Source organism: Bizionia myxarmorum (assembly GCF_008086205.1).
Lineage (GTDB): Bacteria > Bacteroidota > Bacteroidia > Flavobacteriales > Flavobacteriaceae > Algorimicrobium > Algorimicrobium myxarmorum.
In genome coordinates this window covers 978,423-992,669 of sequence record NZ_VSKK01000001.1, presented here as the reverse complement: position 1 = coordinate 992,669, position 14,247 = coordinate 978,423, and the positions used below count along the sequence as shown (strand labels likewise).

Annotated in this window: 15 protein-coding genes; 4 read left to right on the top strand and 11 right to left on the bottom strand. The window is 35.2% G+C overall.

All coding sequences use genetic code 11. The features are described from left to right. Position 1: 1 nt before the first annotated feature. A complete protein-coding gene (locus ES674_RS04455; RefSeq protein WP_148402771.1) occupies positions 2–1,141 on the bottom strand; it encodes a glycosyltransferase family 4 protein in 1,140 nt (379 codons plus the stop codon). Between the two features lie 460 nt (positions 1,142–1,601). Further along, a complete protein-coding gene (locus tag ES674_RS04450; RefSeq protein WP_148402770.1) occupies positions 1,602–2,081 on the bottom strand; it encodes a transcription termination/antitermination NusG family protein in 480 nt (159 codons plus the stop codon). A 395-nt stretch (positions 2,082–2,476) separates the two neighbouring features. Here ES674_RS04450 and ES674_RS04445 point away from each other — a divergent pair, with 395 nt between their 5' ends. Beyond that, positions 2,477–3,379 carry a metallophosphoesterase gene (locus ES674_RS04445; RefSeq protein ID WP_148402769.1) on the top strand — a complete coding sequence of 301 codons (903 nt, stop codon included), beginning with the start codon at positions 2,477–2,479 and terminating at the stop codon, positions 3,377–3,379. Positions 3,380–3,795: 416 nt separating this feature from the next. On the opposite strand, the gene ES674_RS04440 is transcribed toward ES674_RS04445, so the two are convergent. The 7 genes from ES674_RS04440 to trmB form a co-directional block, all read right to left on the bottom strand. Beyond that, positions 3,796–4,128 carry a 2Fe-2S iron-sulfur cluster-binding protein gene (locus tag ES674_RS04440; RefSeq protein ID WP_148402768.1) on the bottom strand — a complete coding sequence of 111 codons (333 nt, stop codon included), beginning with the start codon at positions 4,126–4,128 and terminating at the stop codon, positions 3,796–3,798. Positions 4,129–4,581: 453 nt separating this feature from the next. Continuing rightward, entirely contained in the window at positions 4,582–5,643 is a 1,062-nt protein-coding gene (locus tag ES674_RS04435) for an NAD(P)/FAD-dependent oxidoreductase (RefSeq protein ID WP_148402767.1), read from the bottom strand. 173 nt (positions 5,644–5,816) lie between these two features. After that, complete coding sequence (locus ES674_RS04430; RefSeq protein WP_148402766.1) at positions 5,817–6,059, bottom strand: NifU family protein; 243 nt, start codon at positions 6,057–6,059, stop codon at positions 5,817–5,819. A 3-nt stretch (positions 6,060–6,062) separates the two neighbouring features. Further along, entirely contained in the window at positions 6,063–7,199 is a 1,137-nt protein-coding gene (locus ES674_RS04425; RefSeq protein WP_148402765.1) for an Mrp/NBP35 family ATP-binding protein, read from the bottom strand. A 247-nt stretch (positions 7,200–7,446) separates the two neighbouring features. Further along, complete coding sequence (locus tag ES674_RS04420; protein WP_148402764.1) at positions 7,447–7,782, bottom strand: MGMT family protein; 336 nt, start codon at positions 7,780–7,782, stop codon at positions 7,447–7,449. Continuing rightward, on the bottom strand, positions 7,782–8,411 hold the full coding sequence (locus ES674_RS04415) for a LysE family transporter (protein ID WP_148402763.1): 630 nt from the start codon (positions 8,409–8,411) through the stop codon (positions 7,782–7,784). Before ES674_RS04415 ends, ES674_RS04420 begins: the two co-directional genes overlap by 1 nt. After that, positions 8,411–9,088, bottom strand: a complete 678-nt coding sequence (gene trmB, locus ES674_RS04410) for a tRNA (guanosine(46)-N7)-methyltransferase TrmB (RefSeq protein WP_148402762.1) — start codon at positions 9,086–9,088, stop codon at positions 8,411–8,413. Before trmB ends, ES674_RS04415 begins: the two co-directional genes overlap by 1 nt. A gap of 77 nt (positions 9,089–9,165) precedes the next feature. Here trmB and ES674_RS04405 point away from each other — a divergent pair, with 77 nt between their 5' ends. Continuing rightward, positions 9,166–10,227 (top strand): glycosyltransferase, encoded by a 1,062-nt coding sequence (locus ES674_RS04405; protein ID WP_148402761.1) that lies wholly within the window; start codon positions 9,166–9,168, stop codon positions 10,225–10,227. Here ES674_RS04405 and ES674_RS04400 read toward each other — a convergent pair. Together ES674_RS04400 and ES674_RS04395 are read right to left on the bottom strand one after the other, a co-directional pair. Then, positions 10,201–11,238 carry a sensor histidine kinase gene (locus tag ES674_RS04400; protein WP_148402760.1) on the bottom strand — a complete coding sequence of 346 codons (1,038 nt, stop codon included), beginning with the start codon at positions 11,236–11,238 and terminating at the stop codon, positions 10,201–10,203. The genes ES674_RS04405 and ES674_RS04400 overlap by 27 nt on opposite strands. Further along, positions 11,238–11,921, bottom strand: coding sequence for a response regulator transcription factor (locus tag ES674_RS04395; protein ID WP_148402759.1), 684 nt, complete (start codon positions 11,919–11,921; stop codon positions 11,238–11,240). Before ES674_RS04395 ends, ES674_RS04400 begins: the two co-directional genes overlap by 1 nt. A gap of 192 nt (positions 11,922–12,113) precedes the next feature. Between ES674_RS04395 and ES674_RS04390 the strand changes: the two genes are divergently transcribed. Then, positions 12,114–12,449 (top strand): T9SS type A sorting domain-containing protein, encoded by a 336-nt coding sequence (locus tag ES674_RS04390; RefSeq protein WP_246125971.1) that lies wholly within the window; start codon positions 12,114–12,116, stop codon positions 12,447–12,449. Between the two features lie 108 nt (positions 12,450–12,557). After that, the gene (locus ES674_RS04385) at positions 12,558–14,213 is read left to right on the top strand and encodes a T9SS type A sorting domain-containing protein (protein ID WP_148402758.1); all 1,656 of its coding nucleotides are present in this window, start codon (positions 12,558–12,560) and stop codon (positions 14,211–14,213) included. Positions 14,214–14,247 lie beyond the last annotated feature (34 nt).

Sequence of the window (14,247 nt, the reverse complement as noted above, 5' to 3'; positions counted from 1 at the left end):
TTTAGTTCTTTTTAGGAAAAACCAAATCGTATTTATTCCGTTTTCGGTGAACTACAAAAGGAAGTAGCATAATACCGGCAGCTACTGGTAATATTATAGCAAAGACTAAATTGATGGGGAAATCATTTAATAAAAACGTTAACACCGTAATAAACATGGTATAGATGGCAATAATCACCGTGGCATATTTATGAGCTAAACCCAAGTCTATTAACCGGTGGTGAATATGATTTCGATCCGCTGAAAATGGACTACGTCCATTTTTAATTCTGATAAAAAATACGCGCAAAGTATCTAATAAAGGGTATGACAACAGCGCTAAAACAAATATGGGTGCATTTTTAAAGACCTCCAGCTCTGGCTTTAAATCACTTAAATGCAAATACAAAACAACCTGAACGGCTAGAACAAAACCAACAACCATGGAGCCTGTATCACCTAAAAATATTTTAAGGCGGCGCGAAAAGTTGAAAACTAAAAACGCCATTAAGGATCCAACAAGTGATAAGGAAATGAGACTTAAAAAGTAGTAATCACTTAAGTAAAAAACAATGGCCAGAAACCCAGAGATCACAGTACCTAGCATTCCCGCTAATCCATCAATACCATCAATTAAATTATAGGCGTTAATAATGAGCACAATAACAAAAACAGAGAAAATCATTCCTATTCCTGTAGGGATATGAGTCATACCAAAGAGTCCCGAAAATGAACTAATAAAAATATTGGTGCTGATTATAAAAGCGAATGCAATAATGAGTTGATAGAGAAATTTCTTTCTAGCTGTTATAGTCATAATATCATCTAAAACACCCACTAATAGCAGCATTAAAACCAGGATATTAAAAATCATAAGGTCTATTAATTGACCATAACTAGCGAATAAAACAGCTGATATATTAGCCGATAACAGTAGGCCCGTAAAAACGCCAATACCACCAAGTGTGGGTACAATACCTCTGTGCGATGTACGCGCATTGGTTGTAGCCGTTAGATTTTTCTTCTTACTAATAAGTATTATCTTAGGCATGACAATAAGTGTCGTGACTATAGAAAATAATAAAACCATAAGGGCAGAGAGTTCCTTATAGCGCATTAAAAATGCTGAAATGTCTGCGTGACTAATAGGTGTAAAGTCCAAAATTATTCATTTTTAAATTGATATTTTCACAATTGCTATTTAGTGAGTATTTAAAAATATGATTATGTACGTATGGGATTTCATTTTGACACTTTTATTTTTTGGAGCAATATAACCACATAAAATAAAACACTGAAATACACTAAATTACATAAGGGACTCATGACTTATAATCATGGCTTCGCCGCTACCTGTCACAAAAACAAGTGTTATTTTTAATACCAAAAACTCATGCATGACCAAAAAGGAAATGCGTCTTAACTGTTATTAAAAACGTTTGCCAACTGAAATATTATTTAATACTTCCGTTAGAAACGTTCCATTAAGGTAAAACTAAAATGAGTTTGTAAATCACTATCTGATTAACATAAATTACGCTAAATCTGATCGAGATTTACACAAGGGTTTTTTATAAAAATTATTCATAATAAAGGCCATTATACCTTTATTAGGCGTGCTATTAATTAATTTGCAATTTTACGACAAATCCTAAAGATTCCAAAACAACCCAAATGTTATTTTTAGTTGATTTTTGAATAATACCATCCTCATTTTCAAATCCAAAACGATCTAAACTTATTAAATCGCCAGGCGCCATTTCTTCAATCTCATGACCTATTATGTTTAGGTTTTCAGAAATATGTTTTAAATGGGTTATCTCGTTTTCCTTCACCAAACCAGGTTCACCATTATCATATAAATAATTAACGGTTCCTGGAAAATCAAAAACCTGCGCTCTATCCGCCTCGAAACACTGAATAAAAACGATTCGTGACAATAAGGGAATCTCAACCTTTTTCTTTCTATCACTCCAAACGCGCATTTCTGTTCTGGTTGGACAAAATGCCACTATATCTACGTTTGAGTCATTAATACGCTTTTCCACTTTCTTCTCATGATTGCTTTTTACATATAAAACATACCACTTTTTCTCTAGCATTTGGAATCAGAAATTAAGGTTCTTAACGACTGCAAAAATACTAACTCTAAGGCAAATTGACTAATTATCAATCTGCTATTTTTAACTCATATGAATTCTTAAGTGCTCTGATATGCAAACAAATAACCCATATCATTACTTTCATTAGTTGAAATATATAAGTTCAAAATCACTATTTTTAAGAGGTTATGATTATCGCAAACGCCCCTTGTTGGTTATATACCATGTACGCACGAAATACCCAAATAGATTTTACAAATTTTAAATCTTTTCAAACATAAGCCCAGTTTACAGGCTAAAAAGTTGTGGAAGCAGGGCGTTTAAAAACAGGAGGACCTTATGAAAAGTGCCTTCCAAACGAATTAATTTTTAGGTTTTTTGTTTACATTTACACCATGTTATCCAGCAAAAAACGTTTAGACCGCGCGTATAAAGAAGCCCAGATTATCAACTTTGATGATACGAGTAAGTTTATTTTATTTAGTGATTGTCATCGTGGAGATAATAGTTTTGCCGACGATTTCGCCAATAATGCAAACGCCTATTTTCACGCCTTAAAACATTATTATGCCGAAGGTTTTACCTATCTGGAATTAGGTGATGGTGATGAACTTTGGGAACACCGGACCTTTAAAACTATTTTTGAGGCCCACAAACACGTCTATCTATTATTACGGGAATTTCATAAAAATAAGCGATTTCATATGCTTTTTGGGAACCATGATATGGTGTATCAGAATCCGGATTATGTAAAAAAGCATCTTTACACCTATTTTGAACCTATTACAGGCAAGGAAGAACCCTTATTTACAGATATCACAATTCATGAAGCCTTAATATTAAAACATAGCACCACCCAACAAGAGCTTTTTTTAACCCATGGCCATCAAGCGGATTGGTGGAATTATAGTTTTTGGAAGTGGAGTCGGTTTTTAGTGCGCGTTTTATGGAAACCTTTAAACGTCATGGGTATTTCAAACCCAACAAGTCCGGCAAAAAACCGTTTGGAATTAATGCGCATTGAAAAACTGATAAAACACTGGATTATTAGTAAAAACAATATGCTCACTATTGTAGGACATACCCACAGGCCACGCTTTCCGGAAGCTAATGATATTGCCTTTTTCAATGATGGATGCTGTGTGTTTCCTAGAAGTATTACGGGTATTGAAATTGAAAACGGCGAAATTGCGCTTATAAAATGGCAAATTGCCACTACAGATGATGGTACTTTGAAAGTCGTACGCGTTTTGTTAGAAGGCCCACGAAAACTTGCGGATTATAAAACGAACTTATAAATAACGAAGACAGCGGATAATAAAAGCAACTAGGCTTCTGCAGAATCATAACAGCTAAAAAAAAAAGCTTTTAGAGTGCCGTTTAAAAGTTTTGAAACCTAGCGTTCTTCTTGTAGCAAAAAACACTAATTTCTACTTAATCTTAAAAATACAACGCTTCTGGAATGGATATGAAAAAGAGTCATTTTAGGTGCGTCCTGACTCCGACCTAACTCCGAGGGTAGTCCGAGTGTAGTTTGAGTGCTTATTTTAGCCTTAGTAATTAGAACCTATAGCATAAAAAATACCGCTCTGAACAGCATAAAATGAGAAGATGTATTTAGTACCGATTACGAAATAGTAAAGCTTCACGGTTAAAACGCCTTACTTTTTTCTGATAATCTTGAGACCCCAGAACTTTTGGATTTGCCCCCAATTTATTCAGCAGGTGCCAATTGTACTTTCAAGCCTTCCATTTGAGGGGTCATTTGAATTTGACAACCTAATCGTGAATTCTCTTTCACAAAAAATGCTTCCGAAAGCATGGCTTCTTCGTCATCCTGTTTTTCTGGTAAAGGCGTTTCACTCAACACATAACATTGACAACTAGCACACATAGCCATGCCACCGCAAATACCAATGGTACCTTCGGGTGCGAGTTCATAACTACGAACCACTTCCATAAGATTCATAGCCATATCTGTTGGTGCTTCAATAGTATGCGAAACACCTTCACGATCTATAATGGTAATATTTATGTCTTGTTCCATATCACTTCCCGTGAAAACGGGAATCTTCTTTTTAAATTATACTAGATTTCTTCAGTTCTAAATAATTACAAAAAATATATTTATTCAGAAAATATTGCCTTTTCTTTTTTACTCACTTCGCTTTTATTTTATTTTTGGTGTTTGTGAATCTTCGATTTGCATTGCCCAAAAAAGAAACAAAAAAGTCTAGGCTTACGAACCTTTATCTAAATTTATCATTCGATACCTAAATTTTAGGAACTCGCTTAAAAAAGGTTTTGACTCCTTTAACATTTTGCGAGCTCAAACAGCCTAAAATTTCACGGTAACTTCATTTCAAATTTATCGATAAATTTTCGATAGGCCGAATAGGATATTTTACCGACAATCAATAATACTTTTAAATTAAGGAATCTCCAATTTATAAGCAATTAAGCAAAAAGTCGCATAAGATGTCTTTTTTAATTAAACTCTCTAATCAAATGCTTTTACAACGGCTTTTTCTGCTTCTTTTCTGGTTCCATCAAAACCATCTACGCCTGCAACTGTCGTATACTTTAATACATAGCGTTTGCCTGGATTAATAATTTGATAGGCAGATTGACACATCAGCGTTGCTTCATGAAAACCACATAAAATCAATTTCAATTTACCTGGGTAAATATTGACATCGCCTATTGCAAAAATACCCGGAATATTGGTTTGATAATCCAAACAGTTGTCCACTTTAATAGCGTTCTTTTCAATTTCTAATCCCCAGTTGGCAATGGGTCCCAATTTAGGTGATAAACCAAAAAGCGGAATAAAATGATCACATTCTAACTCAAATTCCTTTTCAATATGCGCTGCTTGTGAAACAACTACAGCAGCCACTTTTTCATGGCCAACAATACCCGTTACTTCAGCCGGCGTAATCAGATTTATTTTACCTAAATTTTTAAGTTCTTGAACTTTATCAACAGAATCCAAATGTCCTCTAAACTCATTACGTCTATGAATAAGCGTGACTTCACTTGCAATATCACTTAAAAAGATACTCCAATCTAAAGCAGAATCGCCACCACCGGCAATAACCACTCTTTTACCCCGATACATTTCAGGATCTTTAATCATGTATTCCACACCGTTATCTTCATAATCCGTAATATTATGAATGAGTGGTTTACGCGGTTCAAAACTCCCTAAACCACCAGCTATAGCTACAACAGGTGCTTGATGTTGGGTGCCTTTATTGGTAGTCACTATAAAGCTACCGTCCTCTTGTTTTTCTATAGTTTCAGCGCGCTCACCAAGCGTAAAACCTGGTTGAAATTGTTTGCACTGCTCCAGTAATTTCAAAGTCAAATCGCCCGCCATAATTTCTGGATAGGCTGGAATATCATAAATAGGTTTTTTAGGATATAGTTCGGTACATTGCCCACCTGCTTGTGGTAATGCATCAATAAGGTGACATTTTAATTTGAGTAATCCAGCTTCAAAAACGGTGAATAATCCGGTTGGCCCTGCGCCAATAATAAGTATATCTGTCTTTATCATAGTCATGCCCAAAGTGTTGGGTACTTCTTTTATTCGACTTTTGTTTCAGATGCAAATTTCAGATAAAAATCAGGCATTTTTTATGATAATTATCAGTTTGCGTGAACGTTGAAACTATTTAATTGAGCGCTTCCTACTTTTATATTAGGAAGCGCTTAAAGAAAATCTGGCGATTAAGCCTCTACATTAATAACTTGTTCAATTTGTGGGGCGTATTTTTTAATAGTCATTTCCACACCCGTTTTTAAAGTCATTTGGTTAACACTACAACCAACGCACGCGCCTTGCAACTGCACTTTAACCACCTTACCATCTTCAACAGATAGCAAGGAAATATCGCCGCCATCGCTTTGTAAAAAAGGACGGATTTCATCTAGCGCTTTTTCAATATTTAATGTGAGTTCTTCTGCAGTCATAACCTATTTTTTAACGGCTGAACATCCAGCCATGGTTGTAATTTTAATGGCTTCAGTTGGCGGTAACCCATCATTTCGTCTTACCACTTCTTCTACCACATTTTGTGTGAGTTTTTCAAAAGACTTCTCCAACAGTGTTCCGGTTTGCATAGCTGCTGGACGACCTAAATCCCCAGCTTCACGGATACTTTGCACTAATGGAATTTCGCCTAGAAAACGCACGTCTAAATCGGCCGCTAAATTTTTAGCACCCTCTTTTCCAAATATATAATATTTATTATCGGGTAATTCTTCTGGTGTGAAATAAGCCATATTTTCAATGATTCCTAAAACAGGGACATTGATACTGTCTTGTTGAAACATAGCCACCCCTTTTCTAGCATCTGCTAAAGCCACGTTTTGTGGTGTGCTTACTACAACCGCACCTGTAATGGGTAAAGCCTGCATGATACTTAAGTGAATATCGCCTGTTCCTGGCGGTAAATCTATTAACATGAAATCTAATTCGCCCCAATGTGCATCAAAAATCATTTGATTTAAAGCTTTGGAAGCCATGGGGCCACGCCAAACCACCGCTTGACCCGGTTGGGTGAAAAATCCGATAGATAATATTTTAACGCCGTAATTTTCTACAGGTTTCATTTTAGATTTCCCGTCGATAGTTGTCGCTAAAGGACGTTCATTTTCCACATCGAACATAATCGGCATGGAAGGTCCGTAAATATCGGCATCTAAAATTCCGACTTTGAAGCCCATTTTAGATAAGGTTACTGCTAAATTAGCTGTTACAGTTGATTTACCAACACCACCTTTTCCAGAAGCTACAGCAATAATATTTTGAATACCCGGAATTGATTTCCCTTTAATCTCGTTTTTAGGTTTTGCAGGAGGCGCTTCTACCTTCACATTAATAGTAATTTTAGCTTTTTCATAAACCAGATCATGAATGGCTTTTAAAATTTCTACTTCTGTTTTCTTTTTAGCTTGAAGACTTGGATTGGCTATGGTAATATCTACAATAACCTCATCACCAAAGGTCATAATATTTTTAACGGCGCCACTTGCTACCATGTTTTCGCCTTCACCTGGAACCGTTATGGTTTCAAGTGCTTTTAATATATCTTGTTTATCTAATTTCATTTTTACTACTATTTATACACAGAATACACAGCTTTTAGGTCTGATTAGAACACCAAATGCTGATTGATTATTCAGAATTATTCTAAACAACAAATATACAGTGAATTGTTTAGAATTTGAAATGGTTTAATTGAAATGATTTATGCGAAGATTTGCTTTGATTATCATGAGCTAATTTTTCTTAATATTTCAGAAAAAAAGTAGCTAGAATCATTACAAAAAAACATAAGTAATGACTAATTACTTATTAAAACTTCAATTCTTTACTGGGGTCCCAAAATACGGCATCAAAATCTTGAACTTGGAGGTCTATTACTTTAACACCTTCACTTTCTAAAAGCTGTTCCATTAAGTGGGTGCCATCAAAATGATGTTTGCCTGTTAATAAGCCCTTTCGGTTTACAACCCGATGCGCAGGAACCTCTTTATCATGAGACCCATTCATGGCATAACCTACCATTCTAGCACTTTTAGCAGCACCTAAAAAGTTAGCAATAGCGCCATAACTGGTGACACGACCGTAGGGGATTTGCCGAGCGACTTGATAAACCTTATCGAAAAAATTTATCGTTTCAGGTTTCATTATAAGTCTTTTAAAATAGTGAAAAGCGTATAAATAGCAACCACACCCGTAATAATACCTATTAAATAATTCATGCTTTTTTTAGAAGCCAATTTGTGGTCTTTTATCTTTTCAAAAAAATGCATGTAGAGGTACAAAGAAATAAAAGCACCTAAACTAGAGCTAATTACAAAAGCGGCAATCCCAATGTTTTCGAATTTAAGAATGCCATATGATGCCATAGTAATGGCCACATAGGCTTGAAATGGAATGGGGAAAAAGTTGATAAATGATAAAAAAATACCCTGGAAAAACCGTTTAGTCTTACTTTCTGAATCTATTTCTTTCTTTTTCTTTTCATCGCCTTTAGCTATAAATAAAAAGTAAATACTTAAAAGCGCAAAAATTATTAGGGCTACCAAGCGCAAATTGTCCACAAAGTCTGGGTTGTTACTCAAGTAACGTGCAAAAACAACTGCTATAAGGGCTTGAAAAACAATGACCAAACAGGCACCTAATGAGAACATAATACCTCGGGTATGACCTTCGTCTAAACTAATTTTTGCGGCGGTTATATTTAATAAACCTGGAGGTAAAGTGGCAATAAGCGTGGCCAAAAAACCGAATAAAAACACAAGAGCTACATCCACTAATCTTTAATTTTAAATTTAATATAGGTAATTGGTTTGTTTTGTTCTAAATACTGACTTTCGTAAAAGGTTTGAATACTCGTTACTTCCTCGGGGCTACCTTCTTGCTTATACACATTATGATTAGCATATAAAACCTCATGCCCAGCGCCATGTAATAAACCAAGCGTATAACCGTGCATAAATTCACTATCCGTTTTTAAGTTAACAACACCTTCACGCTTAAGAATAGTTTTATAGCGTGCTAAAAATTCCATATTCGTCATACGGTGCTTGGTGCGCTTATACTTAATTTGCGGATCTGGAAAGGTTATCCAAATTTCGTCTACTTCTTGAGCGGCAAAAGCATGATCAATTAATTCAATTTGGGTTCTTAAAAACCCGACATTGGTAATATTTTCTTCTATAGACGATTTAGCACCACGCCAAAAACGGGCACCCTTAATATCAATACCTATAAAATTTTTATGAGGATACTTCTTGGCTAATGCCATGGAATACTCCCCTTTTCCACAACCCAATTCTAAAACTAAAGGGTTATCATTTTTGAAAAAATCACGATTCCAATGGCCCTTTAATGAAAACTCTTGGTTTACTAACTCCTCTCGCGTGGGCTGAACCACATTCTGAAAGGTTTCGTTTTCCTTAAAACGCTTTAATTTATTTTTACTTCCCACGTAACTAATAGACTTTTAAACTTTCGGCAAAATTACATAAATATGTGGAAGCATAGATATGCTTATCTTTGTTTTTCATGTTAGAAGCGAAACACATTTTAGTAGCGCCATTAAATTGGGGGCTTGGGCATGCCACCCGATGCATTCCTATTATAAATGCGTTGATAGAACATAATTTAACGCCTATACTCGCTAGTGATGGTGCTGCTCTAGCATTACTTAAAAATGAATTCCCTGAACTTATAGCTTTAGAATTACCATCATACGCTATAACCTATGCCAAAAAAGCAGCTTTTCTTAAGTATAAACTGCTTAAAGATACCCCCAGAATCTTAAAAACGATGGCTGCCGAAAAAGTGGCAACGGCTAAAATACTAGCCAACTATCCTATTATAGGCATTATTTCAGATAATCGTTTTGGGGTTTATGCAGCTGAAGTGCCTTCCGTTTACATCACGCATCAATTGCAGGTTTTAAGTGGAAATACGACTTGGTTAAGTACTAAAATTCATGCTGCCGTGATGGAAAAATTTGATCAATGTTGGGTGCCTGATACTTCTGAAAGCATCAATTTAAGCGGGAAATTAGGACATTTAAAGAAATTCAAATCACAGATAAAATATATAGGTGCTTTAAGCCGATTTGAAAAAAAAGATTTACCAATAGTTTATGATATTATGGTGCTACTGTCTGGACCAGAACCACAGCGGCAGTATTTAGAAATCAATCTTTTAGAGGAATTAAAAAACTTTAAAGGGTCAGTCGTTTTTGTGAAAGGCGTTGTGGAAACAAAAATAACTAAAGAAGTTACGGGGAATATGACGCTTTATAATTTTTTAACCAGCGACTTATTAGAAACGGCTATAAACCAAAGTCAGTTAATTATTTCCCGATCAGGTTATACAACCATTATGGATTTGGCAAAATTAGAAAAGCAGGCCTTTTTTATTCCAACACCTGGTCAATTAGAACAGCAGTATTTAGCGAAACGTTTACAAGATCAAGGTTTGGTTCCCTTTTGTGAACAGGATGATTTCACTTTAGAAAAATTAAAACGCGTTTCAGACTATAAAGGATTAAGTCACACCAAAGCATCTATAAATTATGATGATTTATTTAGCCTTTTCCATACTGAATGAAAATTCGCTTCCTACTTCAGCTTCACTTTCAATATAGATGCGCTCATCATGCGCTTCAATAATATGTTTTACAATAGACAAACCTAATCCGGAGCCGCCTTCCTTTCTAGACCCACTTTTGTCTACACGATAAAAGCGTTCAAAAATACGCGGTAAATTTTCTTCTGTAATACCTTCACCATTGTCAGTAACCCGCACAATAACTTTATTTTTAATTAAGTTTTCAATACTAATTTCCGTTGTTCCTTTTTCCATGCCGTATTTAATGGAATTCACCACTAAATTCGTAATAACTTGTTCTATCCGTTCCTTATCCGCGTAAACCAAAATAGCATCCGAGTAATCTCTGTCAAAAGTTAGGGTTATTTTCTTTCGAGCCGCTTTCATTTCCAGTAACTCGAAGACATTTTCAATAAGATGAACCACATCAAAAACCTCTTTATTTAGACTTAAATCGCCTACTTCCAATTTGGTAATCATATCCAAATCTTTAACAATATAAATAAGGCGTTCCACACCTTTACTGGCCCGATTTAAATAGCGTTTCCGAATACGTTTATCATCAATGGCGCCATCCAGCAGCGTTAAAATATAACCTTGAACTGTGAATAATGGGGTTTTTAATTCATGTGAAACATTCCCTAAAAATTCTTTTCGATATTCCTCACGAACTTTTAGCGTTTCTATTTCTAGCTTTTTGTCTTTAGCATACTTATCAATTTCCTTGGTAAGCGTTGCCATGTCTGTAGTGATAGGTTGGGATGTTAACGAAGCAGACTCCAGGAGCGTTAAATCGTCGTATATTTTTTTTACGCGGCGATAAATGAATCGCTCCACGCGGAATTGCATGATTATAAATGAAATGAGGCCAAAAAGCATAACAAAGGGAAATATCCACCAAGTCCATGCTTTTAATAGCAACAAAAAAATACTCAATAAGAGGATTAATAGGAGCGATGTAAAAAGCGCTGTTTTTACTGCGAACTTATAGGTTTTTTTTAGCTTTTGCATTAATCTACAAACTTATACCCAACACCTTTAACGGTTTTAAAAGAATGATCTCCAATTTTTTCACGAAGCTTCCGGATATGAACATCAATAGTTCTACCGCCTACAACCACTTCATTACCCCAAACCTTGTCTAGAATATCCTCTCTTTTAAAAACTTTACCTGGTTTTGATGCCAATAAAGATAATAATTCAAATTCTTTTCGTGGCAAAATCAGTTCGTTCCCATCTAAAATAATTTTATACTCATCTCTATTAATCACCAAGTTTCCAATTTGCACAATAGCATCAGCAGCTTCCTCTTCTTTAAAACGTCTTAAAAGCGATTTCACTTTGCTCACTAAAACTTTGGGCTTAATGGGCTTAGTAATATAATCATCTGCTCCAGCCTCAAAACCGGCCACTTGCGAATAGTCCTCACCACGTGCGGTTAGAAATGTGATGATCGTTTCGCTTAAATCGGGTTCTTTCCGGATTAATTCACAGGCTTCAATACCATCCATTTCTGGCATCATCACATCCATTATAATAAGATGTGGTTTTATTTTTTTTGCTTTTTTTAAGGCTTTCAAACCATTTTCGGCTGTAAAAATCTCATAGCCTTCAGCGGCTAAATTGTAGCCCACAATTTCTAAAATATCCGGCTCATCGTCCACTAGTAATATTTTAATATCACGTTTTTTCATAGGAATTTCATCATTCAAAAGGTAAAGATAAATTATATAAGCTTTAGGAAACCTCAAAACCTTTTTAATAACATTATAGTAACGTTATGGTTAATACTTCTTAATATTAGATTACGGATTCAGAAGCCATGAATTTGGCAAACTATTTGATATAATATTTCGTATATTTACTAACAACTCATTTTGAGACCTATGAAAACCAATACATATTTAGTTTTTCTTATTATAGCTTTTTTCTCGGTCAGCGTTGGTTTTTCGCAGTCCATAGAAAAGGAAGCTATGACGGCTTCTGAAAACATGGAAAACCTATCTGTTTACCCGAATCCGGTGAGTAACGGTAAGCTTTATATTGCAACAAAATTTAACCTTTCTAAACAAATTATTATTTATAATGTATTAGGCAATACCATCATGTCTGAAACACTTTCTGGCAAAGAATTAAACATCTCCAAAATTAAGCCAGGCATTTACATTATTAAGATTACTGAAAACAATGTGACTGCTACTAGGAAGCTGATTGTTAAATAAATGTATCCCACATTATCTTATTGTAAAAAAGCAACTTAAACCTTAAATTTTTTAGATAAAAGGCGAATTCTATGTATCTTTGATTATTAACTATTTAAACAAGCAATTATGAAAAAAATTTACTTTTTATTTACTTTATTATTAACTGTTGGGTTCAGTTTTGGACAGGAACAATTAATGAATCAATCTTTTGAAACTTGGACTAGTCCAACTTCTCCAGATTCTTGGACTGTAGCAGCTGGGATAACTCAAGAATCTACACAAACACACAGTGGCGCATTTTCTGCAAAACATACAGGTGGCGCTTCTGGAAGTGTAAAATTAAGTCAAAGGGTTACAGGAATAATCCCTGGAACGTCTTATACTGTTTCCGTATGGTATAAGGTTGAATCTGGTGATGATACCGATGCTAGAATTTGGTCCAAATGGGCATTGGATGGTGCTAACGATAACGCTACAGATGCCGATGTTTTACAAGGTGTTGGTGGAAACGGTTATTTTGACACAAATGGTAATGCATGGACCCAGTACACAACAACGGTAACAGCTCCAGCAACGGCTAATGAATTTCTTTTTGAAGTTAGAACTTACGCGGGTGCTGTCGTTTATTGGGATGATTTTTCTTTAATGAAAGAATCTGGTGCTATACCAACTTTAGCTATCACGTCTCCTGCGAATGGTGCCAGCGTTCCAAGTGTGAACGTAGATGTTGAATTTGTTGTGCAGAACTTTGATGTAGCTGCTGGTGGAACTGGTGATGGTTATATTACATATGAAATTGACAACGGTACAACAATAGATAAGTTTGATACATCTGCAATTAGCTTAACAGGATTAGCGGCAGGATCTCATACGGTTGATATGAGATTGGTTGATAACGCTGGAAACATATTAGCGAGCCCTGTTTCTGCTTCATCTACTTTTACAGTATTACTTCCAACACAAGTAGCAGATTTAACAGCATTAAGAGCGGGAACTATTGGACAATTCTATGAGTTAATGAATGCACCAACAGTAACTTATACACGTGCAAACAGAAATCAAAAATATATTCAAGATAGCAGTAACTCCGCTATTCTTATTGATGATTCAGCAGGCGCTATTTCTACAGTTTTCGCAATTGGCGATGGTATGAGTGGTTTAGTTGGAGAGTTAGGCGAATTTGGTGGTGTTTTACAATTCATCCCTTCTGCTGATGCTTCAGTGGTTGCCGGTGCAACTATTACACCGCAATTGGTTACTATTACAGCTTTACTTGCTGATTGGGAACCTTATGAGTCTGAATTAGTTCAAATTAACAATACTATTTTTGCAGATGGCGGTGGTACTTTTACTGCTAGTACTAATTATGATATTTCTGATGCTTCAGGTGGTCCAATGACATTTAGACCGTATAATGAAGCTGATTATGTTGGAGAAACTATTCCTTCTGGCCCTTATGCTTTAGTAGGTATCATTGCTGAATTTGGTGGTGCTCCACAAATTAGTGCACGTTCTTTATCAGATGTTACATTATCTACAGACGCTTTTAAAGCGACTAATTTTAATGTATATCCAAATCCATCAACCAATGGTTTTGTAACTATTACAAGCCCAACTTCTGAAGCTATTTCAGTAAGTGTTTATGATGTTTTAGGAAAACAAGTTTTAAACAACACTATTACAAATAATACGCTTAATGTGTCTTCTTTAAATTCAGGATTATACATTTTGAAAATATCTCAAAACGGAAATTCAATTACTAAAAAGTTAGTAATTAAGTAAGAATTTCTTTTTATAATTTTAAAAGCGCTGCCAC

Coding starts and splice junctions, on each gene's coding strand:
- ES674_RS04385 (WP_148402758.1), top strand. CDS start 12,558: ATGAAAAAAATTTACTTTTTATTTACTTTATTATTAACTGTTGGGTTC.
- ES674_RS04420 (WP_148402764.1), bottom strand. CDS start 7,782: ATGAAACCTGAAACGATAAATTTTTTCGATAAGGTTTATCAAGTCGCT.
- ES674_RS04405 (WP_148402761.1), top strand. CDS start 9,166: ATGTTAGAAGCGAAACACATTTTAGTAGCGCCATTAAATTGGGGGCTT.
- ES674_RS04425 (WP_148402765.1), bottom strand. CDS start 7,199: ATGAAATTAGATAAACAAGATATATTAAAAGCACTTGAAACCATAACG.
- ES674_RS04400 (WP_148402760.1), bottom strand. CDS start 11,238: ATGCAAAAGCTAAAAAAAACCTATAAGTTCGCAGTAAAAACAGCGCTT.
- ES674_RS04390 (WP_246125971.1), top strand. CDS start 12,114: ATGAAAACCAATACATATTTAGTTTTTCTTATTATAGCTTTTTTCTCG.
- ES674_RS04395 (WP_148402759.1), bottom strand. CDS start 11,921: ATGAAAAAACGTGATATTAAAATATTACTAGTGGACGATGAGCCGGAT.
- ES674_RS04430 (WP_148402766.1), bottom strand. CDS start 6,059: ATGACTGCAGAAGAACTCACATTAAATATTGAAAAAGCGCTAGATGAA.
- ES674_RS04435 (WP_148402767.1), bottom strand. CDS start 5,643: ATGATAAAGACAGATATACTTATTATTGGCGCAGGGCCAACCGGATTA.
- ES674_RS04445 (WP_148402769.1), top strand. CDS start 2,477: ATGTTATCCAGCAAAAAACGTTTAGACCGCGCGTATAAAGAAGCCCAG.
- ES674_RS04450 (WP_148402770.1), bottom strand. CDS start 2,081: ATGCTAGAGAAAAAGTGGTATGTTTTATATGTAAAAAGCAATCATGAG.
- ES674_RS04440 (WP_148402768.1), bottom strand. CDS start 4,128: ATGGAACAAGACATAAATATTACCATTATAGATCGTGAAGGTGTTTCG.